The following is a 23,972-nucleotide window of genomic DNA, read 5'->3' as shown; positions in this document are numbered from 1 at the left end:
CAGAAAGGCGGGTTTTAAATGGCTAAACATATAGTGGAATTAACCGATGCTTTATCCAATAAAATAGCTGCCGGAGAAGTAGTAGAGCGACCTGCTTCTGTCGTTAAAGAATTAGTCGAAAATGCGATTGATGCAGGGAGCACAGTAATTGATATTTTGGTGGAAGAAGCGGGATTAAATAAGATTACAATTATTGATAACGGTAGTGGTATTGAGGAAGAAGACGTTGCAACAGCCTTTTTGCGCCATGCTACGAGTAAAATTAAAAACGAAGCTGATCTATTTCGTGTTCATACTTTAGGGTTCCGCGGAGAAGCACTTCCTAGTATTGCGTCTGTATCTCATTTAACTTTAGAAACTTCTACAGGTGAAACAAAAGGAACTACTATCTCTCTTGAAGGCGGAAAAATCATCGAACAAAAAAGTGGTCACGCCCGAAAAGGAACGCAAATCGAAGTATCGCAATTGTTCTTTAATACTCCAGCAAGATTAAAATATTTAAAAAGTTTACCAACTGAACTTGGAAATATTACCGATATTTTAAATCGTCTTGCTTTAGCTCATCCAGATATTAGTTTCCGGTTTTCACACAATGGGAAACCTTTGCTTCAAACAAATGGAAATGGAGATTTACGTCAAGTGATCGCAGCTATTTATGGCGTGTCTATCGCTAGAAAATCGATTCCAGTTAAGGCAGAGTCGCTTGATTTTAAAATTTCAGGTTATGCCGTATTGCCAGAAGTAAATCGTTCCAACCGTAATTACATTTCAACGATTATTAATGGCCGTTTTATCAAAAACTTCGCACTAGTAAAAGCGATACAAGAAGGGTACCATACACTTTTACCAATTGGTCGTTTTCCAATAATCGTGCTACAAATCGAAATGGACCCAATTATTGTAGATGTCAACGTTCATCCAGCAAAACTTGAAGTACGTTTAAGTAAAGAAAAAGAACTTGGCCAGCTCATTAGTCAGATGATTAAAGACGCATTTCATCAGTTGCAATTAATTCCAGATGGAGAAGTTTCAAAAAAACAAAAAGAACAACAAAAATCCGAACAAATTCAGATGTCATTTGAAGAAAACAGACAGCCAAAAGAACCGCCAACGCTTTTCTCAAAACCAAATATTCCAGAATACGTACCATCTGATGAAAGAGCACCAAAAGAAGACGACTTTATTTTAGAAACAATGCCTACTTATAATCCGGAAACGCAGCCTGAACAAGTAGAAGAGCAAAAAGAACGTATTCCGAAAATGTATCCAATCGGACAAATGCACGCGACGTATATTTTCGCTCAAAATGAAAATGGCCTATATATTATTGATCAGCATGCCGCGCAAGAACGAATTAAATATGAATTTTATCGTGAAAAAATTGGAGAAGTAAGTCGAGAATTGCAAGAATTACTCGTGCCTATCGTGTTAGAATTCCCATCAGATGAATATGTCCGACTAGAAGAACAAAAAGCGAAACTAGAAGAAGTTGGTGTTTTTCTTGAAAACTTCGGACAAAATAGCTTTATTATTCGCGCACATCCAACCTGGTTCCCAAAAGACCAAGAAGAGGAAATGCTACGCGAAATTATCGATGAAGCCTTGTCAGCACCAAGTATAAGTATTCATAAATTAAGAGAAGATACCGCGATTATGATGAGTTGTAAAAAATCAATTAAAGCAAATCACTATTTAACTATGCAAGATATGGAAGCACTTCTTGACACACTTAGAGAAGCAAGCGATCCATTCACTTGTCCTCATGGCCGCCCAGTTATTATTCAATATTCAACTTACGAACTCGAAAAAATGTTTAAACGTGTCATGTAGAAGAGGAGGAATACAATTGGAGTTACCATTTTCTGGTCAATCAATCATCCCAGCTGCACATAATCAAAAAGACATGGAAAAGATATTAGAGCTTGATTTGACCTATATGGTGATGCTCGAGACTCATGTTGCTCAGCTTAAAGCTTTAGTAAAATACGCACAAGCTGGCGGGAAAAAAGTTTTGCTACACGCTGATTTAGTCAATGGTTTAAAAAATGATGACTATGCAATTGACTTCTTATGTAAAGAAATTCGCCCAGATGGCATTATTTCTACAAGAGGAAATGCGATTATGAAAGCAAAACAACATAAAATGCTTGCCATTCAGCGTTTATTTATGATAGATTCTAGCGCTTATAACAAAGGAGTGGCTTTAATCCAGAAGGTCCAGCCTGATTGCATTGAACTTTTACCCGGCATCATTCCAGAACAAGTACAAAAGATGACTCAAAAGCTTCACATTCCAGTGATTGCGGGAGGATTAATCGAAACAACACAGCAAGTGGATCAAGTAATTGCTAGTGGCGCAATTGCTGTTACCACATCGAATAAATATTTATGGTGAAAAATAGCTAAGTCGTAGTTGTAAAAACGGCTTAGCTATTTTCATGAAAAACAATGAAAACGCTACATAAACTGTAAAAGCATTGGTGCGCAATAGATTAAGCGTTTTCCAACTGTTTTATACAAATGAATGAAATTAAAACTGTACCATAACAGGAGTGGGTGTTTGAAGTGGTACAGGAAATATAAGAAATTAAAATTAAAACAAAATTAGAATAATGATAAAGTGGTTAAAACGCATTAAATTAGCGTTCTTGGCTATTTTGAAAGAAAAAGTCACATAAAATTCATAAAAAAGTTTGAAAAATATTGCACAAAACTGTAGCATTTTTTTTAGAATATGTTATGATAACAGTGTAGATTATTTATAAATTAGTTTGCTCAAAAAAGCACGCTCGAGATTGAACAATAAATGGAGGTTATATGATGACTGAACAATGGTATGAATTCGCAGGTGGTAACTGGCAACAAGAAGTAGATGTACGTGACTTTATCTTAAAAAACTATCGCTTATATGACGGTGACGACACATTCTTAGTTGGCCCAACCGAAGCAACAACAAAACTTTGGGATCAAGTAATGGACTTAACTAAACAAGAACGTGAAAACGGTGGCGTACTAGATATGGATACCAAAATCGTTTCAACCATTACTTCACATGACCCAGGTTACTTAAACAAAGATTTAGAAAAAGTTGTCGGTGTTCAAACTGACGTACCTTTCAAACGCGCTTTACAACCATTCGGCGGAATCCGTATGGCAGAAGTTGCAGCTGAATCTTATGGTTTTAAAGTAGACGAAGAAATTAGCCATATTTTTTCTGAATACCGTAAAACACATAACCAAGGTGTATTTGATGCTTACACAGCTGAAATGCGCGCAGCTCGTAAATCAGGCGTAATCACTGGTCTTCCAGATGCTTATGGCCGTGGACGTATTATTGGTGACTACCGTCGTGTTGCACTATACGGAGTTGACTTCTTAATTAAACAAAAGAAACAAGATTTAAACAATACAGGTTTACGTACAATGAGCGATGACGTTATCCGTCAACGTGAAGAACTTAACGAACAAATTCGTGCTCTTGGCGAATTAAAAGTACTAGGCGAAAAACATGGTTTTGATCTTGGTCGCCCAGCTAAAACTGCTCAAGAAGCTTTCCAATGGTTATACCTTGGTTACCTAGCTGCTATTAAAGAACAAAATGGTGCTGCAATGAGTTTAGGACGTACATCTACATTCCTTGATATTTATGTAGAACGTGACCTACGCAATGGCCTAATTACTGAAGAAGAAGCACAAGAAATTGTTGACCACTTCATCATGAAATTGCGTCTTGTAAAATTTGCTCGTACACCAGATTACAATGAATTATTCTCTGGAGATCCAACTTGGGTTACTGAATCCATCGGTGGTATTACGGAAGAAGGCGTTCCACTTGTAACGAAAAACTCATTCCGTTTCTTACACACATTAGATAACTTAGGACCAGCTCCAGAACCAAACTTAACAGTACTTTGGTCCACTCATTTACCATCAGGATTCAAGAAATTCTGTGCTAAAATGTCTATCAAAACATCTGCTATTCAATACGAAAATGACGATGTTATGCGCCCTAAATGGGGAGACGACTATGCGATCGCATGTTGTGTATCCGCAATGCGCGTTGGTAAACAAATGCAATTCTTTGGTGCTCGTGCCAACCTTGCTAAAACACTTCTTTATGCAATCAATGGTGGTGTCGATGAAAAATCTAAAGCACAAGTTGGACCTGCTTATCGTCCAGTTGAAGGCGACGTATTAGACTACAAAGAAGTAATGGAAAAATATGATGCAATGATGGAATGGATTGCAGAACTTTACCTTAATACATTAAATGTTATTCACTATATGCATGATAAATATGCTTACGAACGTATCGAAATGGCTTTACACGATACAGAAGTATTACGTACAATGGCAACTGGTATCGCTGGACTTTCTGTTGCAGCTGACTCCTTATCTGCTATTAAATATGCTACTGTTCGTCCAATCCGTGACGAAGACGGCATCGTGGTTGATTATGAAATCGAAGGCGACTATCCTAAATACGGAAACAATGATGACCGTGTAGACGAAATTGCTGTAGAACTTCTAAAAACATTCATGACTAAAGTTAGAAAACATAAAACTTACCGTGATGCAGTTCACACAACTTCTGTTCTTACAATCACTTCTAACGTGGTTTATGGTAAGAAAACTGGTAACACACCAGACGGACGTCGTGCTGGCGAACCATTTGCACCAGGTGCGAACCCAATGCATGGTCGCGATACTAAAGGTGCTTTAGCTTCTCTATCTTCCGTAGCTAAACTTCCTTACGAATATGGCCAAGATGGTATTTCTAACACATTCTCTATCGTACCAAAAGCTTTAGGTCGCGAAGATGAATCACAAATCAATAACTTAGTTGCTATGCTTGATGGTTATTCCACAAAAATGGGACATCACTTAAACATCAACGTATTCAATCGTGATACATTACTTGATGCGATGGATCATCCAGAAGAATATCCTCAGCTAACTATCCGTGTTTCTGGATATGCAGTTAACTTCATCAAATTAACTCGTGAACAACAATTAGATGTTATTCACCGTACAATGCACGAATCTATGTAATATTAAGGCGAGAACGCTTCAACAAGGATTGCTCACCAGTAGCAATCCTTGTTATTTAGGAAAGGAAGAGGAGAATTATGACAGAGGTTTTAGGAAGAGTTCATTCAGTAGAAACAATGGGAACAGTGGACGGTCCAGGTATCCGTTTTATTGTTTTTATGCAGGGGTGTTTACTTCGTTGCCAATTTTGTCATAATCCCGATACTTGGAAAATTGGTACAGGCACAGAACGTTCGGCTCAAGATGTATTTGACGAAGCGATTAAGTATAAAGAGTTTTGGGATGCATCAGGTGGTGGCGTTACAGTTAGTGGCGGTGAACCATTACTTCAAGTAGATTTCCTAATTGAGTTTTTCACGCTATGTAAAGCAGCAGGAGTGCATACAACTATCGACTCTTGTGGTGGCTGTTTCACTCGTGATCCTGAGTTTATCGAGAAATTGGATCGTTTGATGGAAGTAACAGATTTAATTTTACTTGATATTAAACAAATCAATCCAGAAAAACATTTAAAACTAACTACGAAATCCAACGCACCAATTATCGATTTTGCTCACTATTTACGCGATAAAGAGCAACCAATTTGGATTAGACACGTGCTAATTCCAACTAAAACAGACGACCCAGAAGATTTAACAAAGCTACACGAATTTATTCAAACCCTTCCAAATGTAAAACAAGTGGATGTGCTTCCATACCATACGATGGGCGTTTACAAATGGAAAGAAATGGGCATCCGTTATCCGTTAGAAGGTATCGAAGCTCCAGAAGAAGAAGTGGTAGCACTTGCAAATAAAATCTTAGAAACTAGTAGTTATAAATAGTAAAAACCGGCGAATACTATGTTCGCCGGTTTTTTTATAGTATTTTATACATTTCCTCACACCATTTTAATTCGGTTTGAATCAAATCTAATCGCCTTGCATATACTTGATAAGACATGTTTTTTAGCTTGTCTTGTTTGGTTTTTAAATCAAATAATTTAGCGAAATGGTCGAGCGTTTCTTCAATTAGACCTAACTGTTCTTTTAAGTAAGTTTCTCGTTCTTGAATAAGTCCTTTTGTTCGAGTGTTATTTAACCAATCTAGTTGAACTTTTGTGGTGAATTCATCTCTTGTTACAGGGATTTTAAGTGGAGTTTCTGACCATTCAAGTAGGGAATCTAAGCCGGATTGTGTAATAGTGTAGACTTTTTTATCGGGCTTTTTATTCTGTGAATGTTTATGAACTACTAAAAATCCTGCCTTTTCTAACTTAGATAATGAAGGGTAGATTTGGCTGTGATGTGTATTTTGCAAGATTCTAAGTCGATTTGCTAGCTCGTAGCCACTCGATGCTTCACGAGCTATCATTTGTAATAAAGTATATTCTAATACATTGGGTATCATAAAGTAGCACCTCTAAATTTCTATTTAACCTTATTGTAAGCGATAAACATCAATAAGTAAAATGGTTATATATGTAATAAATTATATATGTAAATATTGACATTGGTATTTATCAAGCGTAATATAATAGTTGAGTTTTATTTTGGAAAGGGAAGTGTAGTTGTATTATGATGACAGACAAGGAAATGAACACGGGGAAATGGATAACTGCAGCAGCTAGTTTGCTTGCTTTTATGGGGATTGGGGTTGTGGATCCACTTTTACCTTCTATTGCAGAAAGTATTGGCGCATCCCATTCACAAGTAGAAATGTTATTCACTGCTTATATTTTTACAATGGCGATTATGATGATTCCAATTGGTATTGTCGCAGGTAAATTGGGTGACAAAAAATTAATCGTTATCGGACTATTTATCGTAACTATTTTTGCATTATTATGTGGTTTATCAGATACAATTGGCGCTTTATCCATTTTTCGTGCTGGCTGGGGCTTTGGTAATTCAATGTTCATGGCTACAGCGATGACAATGTTAATTGCTTTATCAGAGACACCAGGACATGCGATTGGGATTTATGAAGCTTCTATGGGCCTTGGGATGGCATTTGGACCTTTATTAGGAGGTATTTTAGGAAATGTTTCGTGGCGTTATCCATTTTTTGCTACAGCTTGCTTAATTTTTATCGCATTTTTACTGATTTTGTTCAAAGTAAAAGAACCGAAAAAAGTTGTTCAAGCGCCTACTGAAAAAAATGAAGTGGCTATCAAGCAGATGTTACATTTGTTTAAATATCGCCCATTTTTACAAATTGCATTTAGTGGCATGTTTTATTATTATTGTTTCTTCACAATTTTAGCTTATTCGCCACTCGTTCTTGGTTTATCAGCAATTCAAATCGGTTTTGTATTTTTTGCTTGGGGACTATGTTTAGCGCTTGGTTCTGCAAAAGTTTCTCACGCATTAGAATTTCGTTTTAATAGTAAACAAATATTAAAGGGATCGTTACTTGCGTGTGCTGTTATTTTAGCATTACTAGGATTTATTGATAATACAGCCGTTGATATTGGTTTAATAGTTATTTCAGGCTTAATATTAGGCATAAACAACGCCTTGTTTACAACAACTGTCATGGAGCACTCGCCATATGCAAGAAGTGTCACTAGTGGGGCATATAACTTTGTACGTTGGCTAGGGGCAGCATTTGCACCACTTTGTTCCGGCTTACTCAGCGAAGCATTTGGTATGAAAATGCCATTTATAGTAGCCAGTGTTATTTGTTTAGCTGGTATGGGACTTCTCTTTATTAAACTAAAACCGGCACATTTCGCACTTCAACAATCTACTTCAATAAAAAGTGAATAAAAACGACAGGCTGAGCAATTTTGTTCAGTCTTTTTTTATGCTAATTATTAATTATTTAATGTTTATCATTAAAAATCTGTTGACACACTATCTCTCTATTATGTATAATCTAGAAAAAAGGGGGAGACTTACATGAAACTAAAACGATTGCAAAAAATGAGTTATTTTCTACATATTACCCTTAAGATTTTGTCTGTAGGTGCGATTCTGGTAGCCGCTTTAGCTATTGTGCTGAAATTGTTTAATCGTAATAATATCAGTATAAATAAGATGGAATTAAACACTATTTTAAATTTTAATACCGAATATTTTGTAGGTAATGACATTTCCCAATATGTTCAAACGGAAGAGTGGCTTACAGTTGGTATTTCAGTCCTTTATGCTATTTTAATCGCTTGGATGCTATGGATTGCTAGTACCATTTTTAAAGATTTAGCAGCTGAATTCACACCTTTTAATGATGTTGAAATCAAAAGGCTGCATAGAATTGCACAATTAATGCTCGTTTATGCGTTAGGTCCACAAATTTTATACTCAGCTTTGCACACAATTTTAATACCGGGTTATAGTATTCATTTAGGGCTAGATATGGCATTTTTCTTTGCAATTATTTTTTATTGTTTGACTGAAATATTTCGTTATGGTGCAGCTTTGCAAAAAGAATCCGACGAAACTTTATGAATGGAGCGAAAAACGATGGCAATTGTATTGAGGCTAGATCGTATAATGGCTGACCGTAAAATATCTTTAAACCAACTGTCCGAAGAAGTTGGGATTGCTAATGTCAACTTATCCAAAATCAAAACTGGCAAAGTAAGCGCGATACGATTTTCCACATTAAATGAAATCTGTAAAGCATTAAACTGCCAGCCTGGTGATATATTAGAGTATGTGGCTGATGAGACGCCTGAAAACAATCTAAAAAACGGAGGATGAACAACTATGAAGCATAACAATCAACTAGAAGCCGTGTTGGTAAATAAGAACAAAGTATTAGTAATCGGTCCAAATGGTGCCGGAAAATCAACTTTCGCAGCAAAAATCGGCGAAAAATACGGCTTTGAAGTATGTCATCTTGATAAAATTTTTTGGCAAGAAAATTGGAATCATATAACTGAAGCGGAATTCGAAAAGAAAGTTAATGAAGTAATGAGTTCTAACAAGCCATATATCATCGATGGAGACTATTTTTTTAATCTAAGTAAAAGGCTTGAATATGCTGACTTAGTTATTTGGATTAAAATTCCGTTATTAGTATGTGTAGCAAATATAATCAAAAGACGCTTTAAATACATGTTCAGTACACGACCTGATATAACTGCTGGTTGCGTCGAAAAGTTAAGTTTTTCATTTTTAATTTATGCATTGAAGTATAATAAGCGTTCTGGTAAACAAACGAAAGAATTATTAGCAGAAGTATATCAAAAAGAAGTATTTGTGATAGATAGTTATCATGAACTGAGGAAATATTGATTATTAGCTAGAATAATTGGTGAATTAGCGTTTATTGCTGGTTTGCAATAATATGTATTACTTCCTATAATATATATTATGTAAACTAGAAAATTTAATATTTAATCAAGAGAGAACTATTGCCCTCTCTCGATTATTAGCTTTAGAAAACTCAGTTCGATATGTTTGATTTATCACAATTTTTTGTAGCAGTTTATATTAAAAATTTGTACTCTCTTACACTTAAAATTCACTATTTCTTTTGAATTTCTCTCCACGATACTTTCTTACATTTAAAACTTGCCATTTCATCATCAACGTTCCAATGAAAGTTACCGTTTTTATAGTAAAGATTTGCTTCTTGGATTTCTGACGACGTGTTTAAATCGTTATGTATGCATAAATGAGTAACGCCCTCTAAACAAAATTCTAGGGTCGTTAATGAATCTGCTTGTCTTTGAATAATCAATTTAACTACTGGATTCGTGCCCATCACCATTGATAAGTCAGTTTCGTCTACATATGTGCTACTTGAGTAAGTTAAACCAGTAATGCAACTATCATGAAAATAATTTAATGAGTCCATTAATTTTACAATATCGGTTTCGTTTTTTATTTTGTCGCACATTCGTAGATCAGTTCCTATTCCTCTGCAATACCCCACTCAATTTCATTACGCGCTTCATCTAAAGTGTTTCCTTCTAATTTTGCATTTTTTAGAAGTTCATCCAAAGGGTTGAAATCTTGACAATGTGTTCCGTCATCTCTAGATAAACTACTTTCACCATTAGCACCATGACTAATCCAATAATCAGCCTCATGGTATGTAAATAGATATTCTTCTCCGCAATATAAACTCTCTTTAAATAACTTATAATCCTGCGCATTCATTTAAAATATAAACCTCCTTTAGAATTGAAATTATGTCTATGTGGAACTTTAGGATGAAGCTTAGCATTACCATGATTTGTATAATCCATTTTCATTGTACCATCACTTATTTAAACAAAAAAAGCCTTAATCCACAACTATGATTAAGGCTAGTTTAATCTTATTTCGCTATTTTTCTTGAAATGTTGTTGATTGATTTTAGCTTTTTATGAAGATTAAATGATACTACTTATACTCTTTCAATGATAATTGCAATACCAATACCGCCGCCAATACATAAGGAAGCTACACCTGTATGTTTATCTTCGTGTTTTAACTCATTTAACAATGAAACAACAATGCGAGCTCCTGAAGCACCGATTGGATGGCCTAGCGCTATTGCTCCACCATAAATATTAAGTTTCTCTTCAGGTATTTTTAAATCTCTTGCAACTGCAACTGATTGAGATGCAAAAGCTTCATTTAAATGGAATAAATCAATATCAGCTATTGAGTAGCCTGCTTTTTCTAGCGCTTCATTAACTGCATAGTATGGCGCATAACCCATATAAGCTGGATCCACTCCGACTTCTGAAGTTACTTTAATTGTAGCTAAATAAGGGATGTTTTCTGCCACAGCTTTTTCTTTGGACATTAAAATGATTGCAGAAGCTCCGTCATTGATACCAGAAGCATTACCTGCAGTAATAGTTCCACCTTCTTGAAAAACACTCTTAAGCGTAGCAAGTTTTTCTAAAGTAGAATTAGCACGAATTGTTTCGTCAGCTTTGAAAAATGAACCATCTGGAAGTTGAACAGGAACTATTTCCTCTTCAAAAAGATTTTTTTCTTGCGCACGAGCAGCTTTCATTTGTGAATTATGGGCAAACTTATCTTGCTCTTCTCTTGAAACGGAATATTTATCTGCCACATTTTCTGCAGTAATTCCCATGTGGTATTCCCCGTAAACATCTGTAAGTCCATCAATAATCATGCTATTTTTTAAATCTTTCGGGTTGATTTCTTCACCAGCTAGTTCCGGGTTAAGTAGTAACGGCGCTTGGGACATATTTTCGGTCCCTCCTACTGCTACAATGTCAGCCTCCCCTAGTTGAATTGCTTGTCTACCAAGCATGATAGCTTTTAAACCAGAGCCACAAACTTCATTAATTGTCACACCTGGTACTTTATAAGGAATCCCGGCTTTAATAGCGACTTGTCTTGCTACGTTTTGACCGAGACCTGCTTGTAAAACATTACCAAAAATAACTTGATCCACACGTTCTGGAGCAATGTTAGCTCTTTTTAAAACACCTTTTAAAGCGGTAGCACCAAGGTCTACTGCACTGATGTCTTTCAAACTACCACCAAATTTTCCAATTGGTGTTCTAACGGCATCTATTATAACTACTTCTTTCATAGCAATCTCCTTTAAATGTAATCTACCCGTATTATATCATGAAACTTGCTAAAAACTCACTAGATTAAGCCCAATGTATTGTATTTTCCGCATTTTTCTACTAAAATTGAAGTACTTACAAATAAAATATAAAGGACTTGAGCTTACATATGAAAATTGGAATTGATAAAATAGGTTTTTATACTCCTGCGTTTTATGTTGATATGACTGAACTTGCTGAAGCTAGAAACATTGATCCAAATAAATTTACCATTGGAATTGGCCAAGATAAAATGGCTTTTGCCCCTATCACCCAAGATTCCGTCACAATGGGTGCAAATGCAGCTTTACAAATTTTAGATGAAGAAGATCTAGAAAAAATTGATTTGGTTATTTTAGCAACTGAATCTGGAATTGATGAGTCAAAAGCTGGTGCTGTTTATATTCACCGTCTGCTTGGGATTCAACCTTTCTCTCGTGCTATTGAGATAAAAGAAGCTTGTTACGGTGCTACTGCGGGCATTAACCTAGCGAAAGATTATGTCGCAAAACATCCTGATAGTAAAGTACTTGTGATTGGCTCTGATATTGCGCGTTATGGACTTGAAACTGGTGGAGAAGCAACACAAGGTGCTGGAGCTGTTGCAATGGTTATTTCAGCTAATCCGCGCTGTATTACGCTTTTAGATGATAACGTATTCTATACAGAAGATATTATGGACTTTTGGCGCCCTGTGTATTCTGAATACGCTTGTGTAGAAGGTAAATATTCAACAGAACAATATATTCACTTTTTCCAAACGATTTGGAATAAATATTCAGAGAAATTTGGTAAGAAACTAGATGATTTTGCGGCAATTTGTTTCCATTTACCATATACAAAAATGGGTAAAAAGGCATTAGATACAATTATTGAAACGGCTCCAAGTGATGTACAAGAAAGATTATTAGAAAATTATCGTTTAAGTACGCTTTACAGCCGCAATGTTGGTAATATTTACACTGGTTCGTTATATTTAAGCTTCATTTCCCTGCTGGACAATCAAGCGAATCTACAGGCAGATGATAAAATTGGCTTCTTTAGTTATGGGTCTGGAGCTGTTGGGGAGTTTTTCCATGGAGAGCTTCAACCAGACTATAAAAAATATATTCGTAAAGAGGCTCATGCTGAATTATTAGCTAACCGTACGAAGCTATCTATTCCGGACTATGAAACTAAATTTAAAGAACAATTACCAAAAGATGGTTCTACGCTTGAAATCGACCCTGCTAGCGATCCAGCGCCAATTATTTTAACAGGAATACAAGATCATAAACGTCAATATATAAAAAAATAACGATCAAAAAAACCGACTAGGCTCATTTAGCTAGTCGGTTTTACTTTGAATCGTTTAAATTTTATTGGGGACAAAAAACGGATAAGAATGTATCCTAGCATAATGCCACAAACATTTAAGAATACATCTCCAGTATCAAAGAACCCCACATGCATTATATACTGCATCCCTTCTACTGCAAAAATCAACATTCCTGCTGAAAGTAATGCAGTAAAAAATCCTAATTTCTTTAATAAAAAACCAATTGGAACAAAAGCGAGTACATTTCCTACAATAATAACACGCAAGTTTCCAGCCAAGAATGTGTCAATAAAACTAAAAGTATCACTCGAAAATCCTTGAGTATCGGAAGCTTTTCCGAATAATAAACAAACAAGAATACTGAAATAAATTATATAGCAAAAAACGAGTAATGCTTTATTTATTTTCCAGTTTACTAATTGAACTGCGACAAAATAGAGTAAAATCGCCGTTATGCCAACCGTAATGTAGCCCATATGACTTACTGTCGCCATTACGTGCTTTAAATAAAAATAAAGCCATCCTTGGAACCAGGAAAAATACATAGTTACTGCAGCAATTAAAGAAATGATTGGTAAAACAAGAATTATGAAGTATTTTTTCATCCTGGTGTCCTCCTTTTCAAATCTTACATCTAGCTTAACACTTGAAAATAAGGACTTTCTTAAAAGGATTTAAAGATTTTCTAAGTTTTTCTCTTTTACAAATAAAAATAAAATGCCGCCAACGAGGAAAAGAACAATTAAGCTAGCTACCCCGTACTGTGTTTTTCCAGTGATTTGCGTGATTACGCCCATCAGTGCCGGACCCATAATTGCTGAAAATTTACCGAAAATATTATAAAAACCGTAAAATTCATTAGAACGTTTCTTAGGAATGATTTTCCCGAAAAAGGATCTACTTAATGCTTGAATCCCTCCTTGTGAAGTTCCAACTAACATGGCTAAAATCCAAAAATCAAGCGCTGTTTTCATAAATACGGCATAAATACAAATAATAATATAAACAAAAATTGCAGTAAAGATTAGCGGTTTGGCACTAAAACGTTTAGCTAAGTAGCCGTATAACAATGTAAACGGAAAGGCCACGAGTTGTGTCATTAGGAGAATTAATATTAATGTCGTTTGCGAAATTCCTAAGTCAATTCCATAAGAAGTCGCCATCCGGAAAATCGTATCCACCCCATCTATATAGAAAAAATACGCAATTAAGAAGATAACAATATTTTTATGTTCACTAATATGACTCACTGTATGAAATAACCTCTTAAAACTTGTTCTGACTGGTTTTTTCACCGCTGGAATATAATGGATTTGATGTACATTTTTCCACATCGGAATCGTAAAAAACAACCACCATAATGCAGTCATAACAAAACCAATATTTACTAAAGCCACATCACTAATAGGTAAAATTCCTGTCGCTTGAAAAATAATGAAAATAATAAACGGAATACAACTACCCAAATAACCATAAGCATACCCAGCAGATGACACTTTATCCATCCTGTCATTAGTAGTTACATCAATTAAAAATGCATCATAAAAAATATTTGCCCCTGAAAAACCGATTAACGATAACACATAAAATCCAAGTAACAAAAGCCAGGCATCCGTAGGGATAAAAATAAGTAAGAAAGTAAAAGCAATCCCTATTGCCGTAAAAATGCCGAAAAACCGTTTCTTAAAAAATTGATAATCTGCTATTGTGCCAAGGATTGGTGCGAGTAATGAAATTAACAAAGTTCCAATGGAGTTCGCATAACCCCAGTAAGCAGTTGACGTTGTATCAGCAATTCCTGCATTTGCTGCCACCCCTTTAAAATAAATCGGTAAAATGGCAGTTGTAATCATAATAGAATAGGCAGAATTCGCCCAATCTTGAAAAATCCAGCTTTTTTCCTCTTTTGTATATGCCAAAAGTATTTCCCCTCTTTTCTATTCGAATAGCGCTTCTATTACAGTACCAGCAGTATTTGGAAATTGTAAGCCTAAAATTCGGGCAAAAGTTGGAGCTTCATCAACTAAATGTGCATTTGCAATTTTTTTGCCTTTTTTTATGCCAGGTCCGTTAAAAATAATCGTTGTTTTATAATCCGGTTTACTTGGAGAATAGCCATGAACTGCTTTGTAATAACCTGGTTTTCCAAGCATCTCCTCAGTCACTTTTTCGTAAAGCGGACCATCTATGTCATCCATAAAGTAGTAACCACTCTTCCCTTCTACCATAAAAGTAGCCTGGCTATCAGCACCCCGACGTGTTAATTCCTCAGTTGACAAAATTTCTTCTATTTCGTTGATGCTTTGCAGTAAAATCTCGATTTCTTGGTTATGTTTTTCATTTTTCGTATAAATATAACAAGAGCCATCACAGCTTTTGGCATATACTTCCCAGTCTGTAATCTTGCCATCCACTACTGTTAGCCAGCCTTTTTCAGCAAAGAGAACATTTAAGCGGATTGCGTGCGTTACATCTATTTGATAATGATCACCCAAAATAGCGAAAACTGTATTTTCATAAATACCAGCATCTTTCGTGGCCTGAATAATTTTAGCTAAACGGTTGTCATGTCTTTTTAAAGCGGCTTTTGCTTCTATCGAATGAACTCCGTGGGCATGACGCATACTATCCATATCTACTAAATGTGTTAAAAGTAAGGTTGGTTTTTTGGCTTTTATTGTATCTACAACACTCGCTGTCAAAAATATATCAAGCTCTGGCTGATTTATGCCTTTTCGTAAATGTCCAAATTTTCGGTCCATATCGATTAAAAATAATGGTGAACTAGCATGAAGCGACACCATCATTTGCGTTAACCAAAAGCGATTTGGGAAAATTTCCGCAATATTATAATCAATACTACTTTTTGCTGCAACTGGCCATAAAAAAGCTGCGGTTGTCATCCCTTTTTCTTTTGCTAAATCATATAAAGTGGGAACTTGAATCGCTTTTTTATACCAAAACCAGTCTGGTGAATCTTTCTCGGGTTGAATTTTTGTGTTATTTATAATGCCGTGAGTTTTCGGATAATGACCAGTAATAATACTCGTATGTGCTGGATATGTAAGTGATGGATAGATCGTTTCTACTTCTTGAATATGTGTCCCCGTTTGGATTAATTCTCGTAAAACTGGTAAATCAGACGTGTCCTTTAAATCAAGTGCTCCTAGCGCATCTAATGAAATCACAAAAAGATGTTGTTCCATTATGCTTTCCCCCTTTAAAAAACAGGGGTTTTCCAGCTAATCTGGAAGAACCCCCGTGTGCATTACGTATGACTGATTGTATCTTTTGGTTGGTTAACTTCTTCTTGATTCGTGACGCCTAGAACATCCAAGAAGAACATTACAACTGGAATACCAACGATTAATCCCCAAATTCCAAAGAAATGCTCCCCGAAAATAAGAATAATGAAAGTATAAAAAACTGGTAAATTTGTTTTTGCTGACATAAGTTTTGGATTAAGTACATAAGATTCAAGTGCATGGATAATGATGACAACTACTAAAATATAGAAAATGTATTCTACGCCACCGATGGAATAACCAATGATAGTTAGCGGGATAAGAGAAATAATAACCCCGGCTACTGGAATTAATCCAAGTAAGAACACCATTATCGATAAAGTCATCAATTGCGGGAAGCCTAAAATCCAGAGCGCTATCGTCGTAAGTACAGCATTAACAAGAGCGATGATAAACTGTGCTTCGATTACTTTCCCAAAAGTAGCCACAAACTTTGAACCAAAGAATTTTACTTCTTCGTAAATAAAGCCTATCTTACTAGTGGAAAATTGATTGGTAAACGAAATCAAATGATCTTTTCCTAATGAGAAAAACAAACTTAGCATAAGTGCGATAAATACGTTCATCAACACTGTCCCAACGTTAGTCAAATAAGTTAGAATCATTGAAACGCCTTGTTCTGTGTATTTCATAATATCAAATTGATTTGCTAGACTAACAATGTAGTTAATAAACTCATTATTACTATCTGTTTTTAAGAAGCTATTACCAAATTTCACTAATTGATTTATTTGATCCGCTAAAACAGGAATATATTTAACGAAAACGAAGACAATCACGCCTGCAATTAAAACGTAAAGCAACAACACAATAATTTGTCGATAAATTGAAATTCGTCGTAAAATAAAGTTTTCTAGTCGAGTAATAAGGTAAGAAAAAATGAATGTTAATAAAATAATATTCATTTGGCTTCTAAGCAAGTAAAGTACGAAGGCAATTAGCAGAAATACCCCAACGCGTCGTACGCTTCGATTCTGTAAAAATAAACTAAACTCTTTCAAAAATAAATAACCTCCTACTTAATTTGGCTATTTGTCCTCGCCAATAATTTTAACTTCTGTTTCTAATTCAACATCAAATTTTTCACGTACAGTTTGTTGTACATGAGCAATCAAATTCATATAATCAGTAGCTGTCGCGCCGCCAATATTAACAATAAAACCAGCATGTTTTAGTGAAACTTGAGCGCCGCCAATAATATGGCCTTGTAAGCCGCTATCTTGAATTAATTTACCAGCAAAATGGCCTGGTGGACGCTTGAATACACTCCCACAAGATGGATATTCTAGAGGTTGTTTTGCTTCTCTTAGAGCGGTAAGTTCGTCCATTTTCGTTTGGATAATATTCTTGTCTTCTAATTCCAGTGAAAAAGTTGCGTCTAAAACAATATATTTTTTTTCAGCAATCGTACTAAAACGATAAGCTGCTTTTAGCTCAGAACGCTTTAATTTCTTTAATTCGCCGGACTGTGTCAAAACAGTAGCTGCTTCAAGGACATCGCTAATTTCGCCTCCATAAGCGCCTGCATTCATATGTAACGCACCGCCAATCGAACCTGGAATGCCGCACGCAAATTCCAGTCCGCTTAAACTTTCATCTAATGCAAATTTTGCTGTATCAATTAACTTAGCTCCACTCATTGCGATGATTTGTGTGTTTTTTCTTTCAATGGATTGAAGTAAGTCTAAGTGTACGATTACTCCGCGAATACCACCATCTTTAATAATTAAGTTAGAGCCATTTCCAAGAATTGTAAGTGGTAATTTGTTTTGATGACAATAAGTAACGATTTCCTTCGTTTCTTCTATTGTTTTCGGCATAACGAAAACATCTGCATTTCCACCTGTTTTCGTATACGTATATTTAGATAAGGGTTCATTTAATTTAATAGCTATATGAGGAAATTGTGCTTGCAAGTTGTTCATTATTTATTTCAAACCTTTCATTGATGTAATTTTGAAAAATCACTTCCTTTATTTTATCATGGAACCTCACTTTTACAAAGAATTCCATAGTTTTTTTATCAAAATAGGAATAGATAGTAATAATTTAGGGTAATTGGATGATATGTTCTTGAGAATTAAAATCAGAAATGATATGATATAGAACATACATTCGATTAAATTGAGAAAGGGATGAAAAAATGATTCGTTTTGATAATGTATCCAAAAAGTACAGCGATGATAAGACAGCAGTGAATAATGTTACTTTGGACATAAAAGACGGCGAGTTCTTTGTTTTCATCGGACCTAGTGGTTGCGGGAAAACGACAACGTTAAAAATGATTAATCGCTTGATTCCACTTACAACTGGAACCATTTATATTAATGAAAAGCGTATTAGTGATTATGATATTCATGAACTCCGCTGGGATATTGGCTATGTTTTACAGCAAATAGCACTTTTTCCTCACATGACAATTGAAGAAAATATCGCTATTGTTCCAGAGTTAAAGAAATGGAGTAAAGAAAAAATCCATGATCGAATTACCGAATTGCTTGATAGCGTTGGTTTAGATGCGGAAAGTTATCGCCATCGTAAGCCAGCTGAATTATCTGGCGGAGAGCAGCAGCGTGTTGGTGTTGTTCGCGCACTTGCGGCCGATCCAGGAATAATTTTAATGGATGAGCCTTTTAGCGCGCTTGATCCTATTTCACGCCAACGTTTACAACAAGACATTTCCACACTTCAAAAGAAAATCAAGAAAACAATCGTATTTGTTACCCATGATATGCAAGAGGCTCTAGCACTGGGAGACCGTATTTGTGTCATGCAAGATGGAGAAATTGTCCAAGTCGCTACTCCACAAGAAATTGTAAAAAATCCTGAAAATGATTTTGTTAAAGATTTCTTAGCTTCTGGTCACGCGTTCAATACACCAATTTTAGAATCGAGTTTTACAGTAAATGATTTAATAGAGGCTGATTTGTTTTACGCCTATCAAGCTAGTGACGGGACGATGGGAATTTCCTCGAACGAACCAGTTGAAAATCTAGTTCGCCGCATTGCCGAAGAACAATCGGTTCCAGTTAAAGATGAAACCGGTCAGTTTATCGGTACGATTACTAATAAACAAGTGATGCAATTTTTAGCGCGTCATCTTGAAAGTTCGGGTGAGCTTGTATGAATACATTACTAGATACATTTGCTGTCCGTAAAGATGAGCTATTCACGGCCTTAGTACAACACATTCAGATTTCGTTCGTATCCCTTTTTATTGCTGTACTCATTGCTTTGCCTCTAGGTATCTACTTAACTAGACATAAACGACTTGCTGAACCAATTATTCAAGTAGCTGCTATTTTTCAAACAATCCCCTCCCTTGCTTTACTTGGGTTATTAATTCCACTTGTCGGTATTGGGATAGTTCCAGCAATTATTGCGCTTGTAATCTACGCCCTGTTGCCTATTTTACGGAATACATATACTGGGATAAAAGAAGTTGACCCAGCTCTTGTCGAAGCTTCACGCGCAATGGGAATGAACAAATGGAAAAGATTATACAAAGTACAGCTACCTCTTGCAATGCCTGTAATTATGGCTGGTATACGTACGGCTATGGTATTAATTATCGGTACGGCAACCCTCGCTGCATTAATTGGCGCTGGTGGTCTTGGGGACTTGATTTTACTGGGGATTGATCGTAATGATAATAGTTTAATCCTGCTTGGTGCAATTCCAGCAGCATTACTCGCAATCTTGTTTGATTTCTTACTGCGATTCCTTGAAAAAGCATCCTTTAAAAGTACGATTATTACGATTTCAGCAGGAATTTTACTTACTGCCGCAATCATCGTCGTTCCTTATTTTGCTTCCGATAAAAAAGAAATTACGATTGCCGGGAAATTAGGCGCAGAACCAGAAATTTTGATTAATATGTACAAATTAGTTATTGAAGATGAGACGGATTTAAAAGTTAATGTGAAACCTAATATGGGTAAAACAAGCTTTGTCTTTAATGCTTTAAAATCAGGTGATATAGATATTTATCCTGAATTTACAGGTACCGTATTAGAAACTTTCTTAAAAGAAAACGCAAAAACACATGATCCAGAAAAAGTTTACACGCAAGCACGTGATGGTTTAGCAAAAGATTTTGATATGACATACTTAAAACCAATGGAATACAATAACACTTATGCGCTTGCTGTTTCACCTGAATTTGCTAAAGAAAACAAATTAGAGAAAATATCTGATTTAAATCCAGTAGCTGATCAGGTTAAAGCAGGATTTACACTAGAGTTTAAAGATCGTTCGGACGGATATAAAGGCATTCAAGATAAATATGGACTTACCTTCCAGAACTTGAAAACAATGGAACCAAAACTTCGCTACAATGCAATTAAATCTGGTGACATTAACCTTTTAGATGCTTATTCTACTGATAGTGAACTCGCTCAGTACAAGCTAAAAGTGCTAGAAGATGATGAACAACTCTTCCCTCCTTATCAAGGGGCACCTCTTATGCTGACAAAAACATTAGATAAATATCCAGAACTGAAAAAACCATTAAACAAACTTGCAGGGAAAATTACAGACGATGAAATGCGTAAAATGAACTATGAAGTGAATGTAAATGGTAAATCAGCTTATACAGTAGCTAAAGATTATCTACAAGATCAAGGAATTATTAAATAGAAAAAAGCTAGGTGGTTTTTACGCCACTTAGCTTTTTTGTTATTGTCTGATTAAATTTTTCACTTTATTAATATTGGGTTTATAGAAACGACAATGTGTTTCGAACTCTTTATTAAATTCAGCAGCACGTTGGGTTAAGGACTGCTCATGATCAAGCATTAAGCCTTCTTCAAGAAGAGGTCTAAGCGAAATAATTTGATCAAATACAAGTCCAGCATTCGTATCACTTAGAACAGATACGATTTTTCCTAATGCTTTTTGTTTTTCAGTTGGTAATTCTTTTTGATGGAGATGGAACCATTTTGCTAATTGTTTCCGATTCTTTCGTGTTGCTTCTAAATAGATACTTTGCGCATATGCAGCTTTGGTAAACGCAATGGAAAGATTTTCAGCTGATTCCCAGTCTTCTTCTAAAATTTCACCTTGCATTTTAATTTTTTGGTTGAGCAAAGTAATATCTTCTTGATAAACGTCTAATTTGCGTTGTTGTTGTTTATAAACTTCCATCGCTAAATTAAGTTCATCAATCGTTGGCTGCATTTGTTCACCAAAAATAGTATTATCATTTAGAATTAATTGTGTTTGTTCTATCTTTTCAGCAATAATGCTATCGCGTTCTTTAATTACATGAGCACGTTTACCCAAGTATTCAAAATAGAAATTATACTTTTGAATGCGATTAACTACTGCTTCTGCTTCTTTCATTGTTGCTGGTTCGTCTTTTGAGTTTAGTACAGTGACTCCAGCTACTTTGTTTAATTTTGTATAAATAATGATTGTGAAAACTTCGCCGTCCAGTTTGATTGTGTACGGTAGTTTATGTTGCTGTTCTAAAAGCCTTTTATGTTGTTTTAATAGTTTATCCGTCATCGTTAATCAACACCTTTACTACGCCATTAGTATTATATAATTCAATTATATAGCATAAAGATGAAAATTTCGAGGGAAAGAAATGAGAAAATTATTTTTAATTGTTTACATAATAAAATTATCGTAACCTTCTCTTTTTATAATGAAGTTAAAGTGTAAAATAATAAGTAGATATTTAAGACTGCGATAAAAATTGCAACAGACCAAGACACTATTTTTAACCATGGTGAGTTAACGAATTCGCCCATCTTCTGTTTATCACTTGTGAACATAACTAAGGGAATAACAGCGAAAGATAGTTGCATGGAGAGTATTACTTGGCTGAAAATAAGCAACTCATTTATTCCATTTGCTCCATAAAGTGCTGTAATAATAACTGCTGGAACAATTGCTAGTACACGGGTTAATAAGCGGCGTACTACTGGTTTTAGACGGATATTTAAGAAACCTTCCATAACGATTTGACCAGCCAATGTGCCTGTTAATGTCGAATTTTGACCAGAAGCAAGTAAAGCTACCGCAAACACCGTACTGGCGATGCTACTTCCAAGTGTTGGGTTAAGTAATTTATAGGCATCTTCAATTCCAGCTACGTTATGTTGTCCAGTAGTATAAAAGGCAGCAGCAGCTAAAATTAAAATAGATGCATTAATTAATAACGCAATAGTTAAAGAGAACGTTGAATCGATAAATGAAAAACGAATCGCTTCTCTCTTCCCTTCTTTTGTTCGCGCGTATTGTCTTGTTTGCACGATCGATGAGTGTAAATATAAATTATGCGGCATAACTGTTGCACCAAGAATCCCGAGTGCGATATAAAGCATTGCCGGGTTCGTAACGATTTCTGATTGCGGGATAAAACCTTTCGCAATTGCTTGCATATCTGGGTGTGACATGACCATTTCAGCTCCAAAACATACAAGAATCGTCACCATTAAAGTAATAACAATAACTTCTATATAGCGGAAACCTTTATGTTGTAAAAATAATACAAGAAAAATATCTAATGCTGTTATACAAACGCCCCAAATCAAAGGAATGCCAAAGAGTAAATTAAGCGCAATCGCACTACCGATAACTTCAGCAATATCAGTTGCAATAATGGCTAATTCAGCTAAAATCCATAGGACAAAGCCAAATGGTTTGGAAAAATGATCGCTTGATGCTTGAGCTAAATCGCGCCCAGTCACGATACCTAATTTTGACGCAAGTGATTGTAGTAAAACGGCTAAAATATTAGAAATTAAAATAACTGATAATAAAGTGTAACCAAATTCCGAACCCCCGGCAATGGATGTCGCCCAGTTTCCAGGATCAACATAGCCAACTGCAATAAGGGCACCTGGTCCCATAAATGCAAATAATTTCCGGAAGAACTTTGCGTTTTTGGGAATTGCTACTGAATTATTTACTTCGCTTAAGCTGGGAGCATTCTGTGCTTTTCTCCAGCTTTGTTTTGTGCGTTCTGTTTTTTCCTTTTTCATGCTCCCTGACCTTCTTTCGTTTATGATAAAAAGTTTACTACGGGAAACATTCTTTGTCAAACGAAAAACACAACCTTTTTATGAAGCTGGTAGGTTGTGTTTTCGATTGTTTTTATAAGACTTCGGTTAATGTTTTTCTTTTGTTTTTAACTGGGTTTAAAGTACGTTCGACCCATCCTAGAAGTACATCGGCTAATATTGCCATGACTGCTGTTGGGATGGCTCCAGCTAAAATAATTGCGGTTCCGTTAGTTGCGTTGGTTCCGCGGACTATAATATCACCGAGGCCGCCTGCTCCAACGAATGTCCCGATGGCTGCAACACCTATTGCAATAACAAGCGCATTTCGAATACCTGCCATAATGACCGATAAAGCAAGTGGCATTTCAATCAAACGAAGCACTTGCCATTTCGTCATGCCCATCGCTTTACCCGATTCAAGAAGTGCCCCATCAACGTTTCTAATGCCCGTATAGGTGTTTTTTAGAATTGGGAGTAAAGAATATAGGAACAAGGATAAAACGACTGTATTCGTTCCTAAACCCATAATTAGCATAAGTACAGCTAACATTGCGAGTGCTGGGATAGTTTGAATGATATTGGCAATTTGGATAACCCATCCAGCTAAGCGTTTCTTCCTAGCAATATATACTCCGAGTGGTATCGCTATGATTGCGGCGAAGATAACTCCGTACGCACTCATTAAGAAATGCCGCCAGAACTCTTCCATGACATAACTTCCATTTGTTTGGTAATAATCAATTAATTGTTTTAATGTGTCCATCTTTTGGCAC

Annotated in this window: 23 protein-coding genes; 11 read left to right on the top strand and 12 right to left on the bottom strand. The window is 35.7% G+C overall.

All coding sequences use genetic code 11. The annotated features are described in order from the left end of the window. The first annotated feature begins 18 nt into the window (after nt 1–18). The 4 genes from mutL (at nt 19) to pflA (ending at nt 5,876) form a co-directional block, all read left to right on the top strand. Nucleotides 19–1,830, top strand: a complete 1,812-nt coding sequence (gene mutL, locus AC4PG8_RS01415) for a DNA mismatch repair endonuclease MutL (protein WP_045553034.1) — start codon at nt 19–21, stop codon at nt 1,828–1,830. A gap of 16 nt (nt 1,831–1,846) precedes the next feature. Beyond that, complete coding sequence (locus AC4PG8_RS01410) at nt 1,847–2,395, top strand: glycerol-3-phosphate responsive antiterminator (protein WP_003762196.1); 549 nt, start codon at nt 1,847–1,849, stop codon at nt 2,393–2,395. Between the two features lie 425 nt (nt 2,396–2,820). Then, nucleotides 2,821–5,052 (top strand): formate C-acetyltransferase, encoded by a 2,232-nt coding sequence (gene pflB, locus AC4PG8_RS01405; protein WP_010991535.1) that lies wholly within the window; start codon nt 2,821–2,823, stop codon nt 5,050–5,052. A gap of 77 nt (nt 5,053–5,129) precedes the next feature. Then, on the top strand, nt 5,130–5,876 hold the full coding sequence (gene pflA, locus AC4PG8_RS01400) for a pyruvate formate-lyase-activating protein (protein WP_003721912.1): 747 nt from the start codon (nt 5,130–5,132) through the stop codon (nt 5,874–5,876). 34 nt (nt 5,877–5,910) lie between these two features. Here pflA and AC4PG8_RS01395 read toward each other — a convergent pair whose 3' ends face one another. Then, nucleotides 5,911–6,441, bottom strand: a complete 531-nt coding sequence (locus AC4PG8_RS01395; RefSeq protein WP_003762199.1) for a PadR family transcriptional regulator — start codon at nt 6,439–6,441, stop codon at nt 5,911–5,913. A gap of 167 nt (nt 6,442–6,608) precedes the next feature. Between AC4PG8_RS01395 and mdrL the strand changes: the two genes are divergently transcribed. From mdrL to AC4PG8_RS01375, 4 genes are all read left to right on the top strand, one after another. Next, a complete protein-coding gene (gene mdrL / locus AC4PG8_RS01390) occupies nt 6,609–7,802 on the top strand; it encodes a multidrug efflux MFS transporter MdrL (protein WP_003762202.1) in 1,194 nt (397 codons plus the stop codon). Between the two features lie 132 nt (nt 7,803–7,934). Continuing rightward, nucleotides 7,935–8,483, top strand: a complete 549-nt coding sequence (locus AC4PG8_RS01385; protein ID WP_003766848.1) for a DUF2975 domain-containing protein — start codon at nt 7,935–7,937, stop codon at nt 8,481–8,483. A gap of 15 nt (nt 8,484–8,498) precedes the next feature. After that, nucleotides 8,499–8,738: a helix-turn-helix domain-containing protein gene (locus AC4PG8_RS01380; RefSeq protein ID WP_031649315.1), complete on the top strand. Its 240-nt coding sequence runs from the start codon at nt 8,499–8,501 to the stop codon at nt 8,736–8,738. Nucleotides 8,739–8,744: 6 nt separating this feature from the next. Then, a complete protein-coding gene (locus AC4PG8_RS01375) occupies nt 8,745–9,275 on the top strand; it encodes a P-loop NTPase family protein (RefSeq protein WP_492169950.1) in 531 nt (176 codons plus the stop codon). 232 nt (nt 9,276–9,507) lie between these two features. Here AC4PG8_RS01375 and AC4PG8_RS01370 read toward each other — a convergent pair whose 3' ends face one another. The 3 genes from AC4PG8_RS01370 to AC4PG8_RS01360 form a co-directional block, all read right to left on the bottom strand. After that, complete coding sequence (locus AC4PG8_RS01370; RefSeq protein WP_492169949.1) at nt 9,508–9,882, bottom strand: hypothetical protein; 375 nt, start codon at nt 9,880–9,882, stop codon at nt 9,508–9,510. A 14-nt stretch (nt 9,883–9,896) separates the two neighbouring features. Further along, nucleotides 9,897–10,145 carry a hypothetical protein gene (locus AC4PG8_RS01365; protein WP_492169948.1) on the bottom strand — a complete coding sequence of 83 codons (249 nt, stop codon included), beginning with the start codon at nt 10,143–10,145 and terminating at the stop codon, nt 9,897–9,899. 229 nt (nt 10,146–10,374) lie between these two features. Further along, entirely contained in the window at nt 10,375–11,544 is a 1,170-nt protein-coding gene (locus tag AC4PG8_RS01360) for a thiolase family protein (protein WP_492169947.1), read from the bottom strand. A 149-nt stretch (nt 11,545–11,693) separates the two neighbouring features. On the opposite strand from AC4PG8_RS01360, the gene AC4PG8_RS01355 reads away from it, so the two are divergent. Further along, nucleotides 11,694–12,860, top strand: coding sequence for a hydroxymethylglutaryl-CoA synthase (locus AC4PG8_RS01355; RefSeq protein ID WP_003771802.1), 1,167 nt, complete (start codon nt 11,694–11,696; stop codon nt 12,858–12,860). Between the two features lie 26 nt (nt 12,861–12,886). On the opposite strand, the gene AC4PG8_RS01350 is transcribed toward AC4PG8_RS01355, so the two are convergent. The 5 genes from AC4PG8_RS01350 to murB form a co-directional block, all read right to left on the bottom strand. Next, the gene (locus AC4PG8_RS01350; protein ID WP_492169946.1) at nt 12,887–13,486 is read right to left on the bottom strand and encodes a VanZ family protein; all 600 of its coding nucleotides are present in this window, start codon (nt 13,484–13,486) and stop codon (nt 12,887–12,889) included. Between the two features lie 69 nt (nt 13,487–13,555). After that, nucleotides 13,556–14,800 (bottom strand): MFS transporter, encoded by a 1,245-nt coding sequence (locus tag AC4PG8_RS01345; protein ID WP_003762234.1) that lies wholly within the window; start codon nt 14,798–14,800, stop codon nt 13,556–13,558. A gap of 18 nt (nt 14,801–14,818) precedes the next feature. Beyond that, entirely contained in the window at nt 14,819–16,087 is a 1,269-nt protein-coding gene (locus tag AC4PG8_RS01340; protein ID WP_492169945.1) for an alkaline phosphatase family protein, read from the bottom strand. Nucleotides 16,088–16,149: 62 nt separating this feature from the next. Beyond that, a complete protein-coding gene (locus AC4PG8_RS01335) occupies nt 16,150–17,187 on the bottom strand; it encodes an AI-2E family transporter (protein ID WP_033533038.1) in 1,038 nt (345 codons plus the stop codon). Nucleotides 17,188–17,214: 27 nt separating this feature from the next. Beyond that, complete coding sequence (gene murB, locus AC4PG8_RS01330; protein ID WP_160465738.1) at nt 17,215–18,111, bottom strand: UDP-N-acetylmuramate dehydrogenase; 897 nt, start codon at nt 18,109–18,111, stop codon at nt 17,215–17,217. Nucleotides 18,112–18,329: 218 nt separating this feature from the next. Between murB and AC4PG8_RS01325 the strand changes: the two genes are divergently transcribed. Continuing rightward, nucleotides 18,330–19,313 carry an ABC transporter ATP-binding protein gene (locus AC4PG8_RS01325; protein ID WP_492169944.1) on the top strand — a complete coding sequence of 328 codons (984 nt, stop codon included), beginning with the start codon at nt 18,330–18,332 and terminating at the stop codon, nt 19,311–19,313. Then, the gene (locus AC4PG8_RS01320; protein ID WP_003771815.1) at nt 19,310–20,824 is read left to right on the top strand and encodes an ABC transporter permease/substrate-binding protein; all 1,515 of its coding nucleotides are present in this window, start codon (nt 19,310–19,312) and stop codon (nt 20,822–20,824) included. The genes AC4PG8_RS01325 and AC4PG8_RS01320 overlap by 4 nt, the downstream gene beginning before the upstream one ends. A 39-nt stretch (nt 20,825–20,863) precedes the next feature. Here AC4PG8_RS01320 and AC4PG8_RS01315 read toward each other — a convergent pair whose 3' ends face one another. The 3 genes from AC4PG8_RS01315 to AC4PG8_RS01305 all read right to left on the bottom strand — a co-directional run bounded on the left by AC4PG8_RS01315 (nt 20,864) and on the right by AC4PG8_RS01305 (nt 23,962). Continuing rightward, nucleotides 20,864–21,694, bottom strand: a complete 831-nt coding sequence (locus AC4PG8_RS01315; protein ID WP_003771816.1) for a hypothetical protein — start codon at nt 21,692–21,694, stop codon at nt 20,864–20,866. A 137-nt stretch (nt 21,695–21,831) separates the two neighbouring features. Next, entirely contained in the window at nt 21,832–23,178 is a 1,347-nt protein-coding gene (locus AC4PG8_RS01310; RefSeq protein ID WP_003771819.1) for an Nramp family divalent metal transporter, read from the bottom strand. Between the two features lie 112 nt (nt 23,179–23,290). After that, nucleotides 23,291–23,962, bottom strand: coding sequence for an ABC transporter permease (locus AC4PG8_RS01305; protein WP_003762244.1), 672 nt, complete (start codon nt 23,960–23,962; stop codon nt 23,291–23,293). Nucleotides 23,963–23,972 lie beyond the last annotated feature (10 nt).

This window comes from Listeria sp. MAN/IMW/UF555 (assembly GCF_058684075.1).
This window is presented reverse-complemented; position numbering and strand designations above follow the sequence as displayed.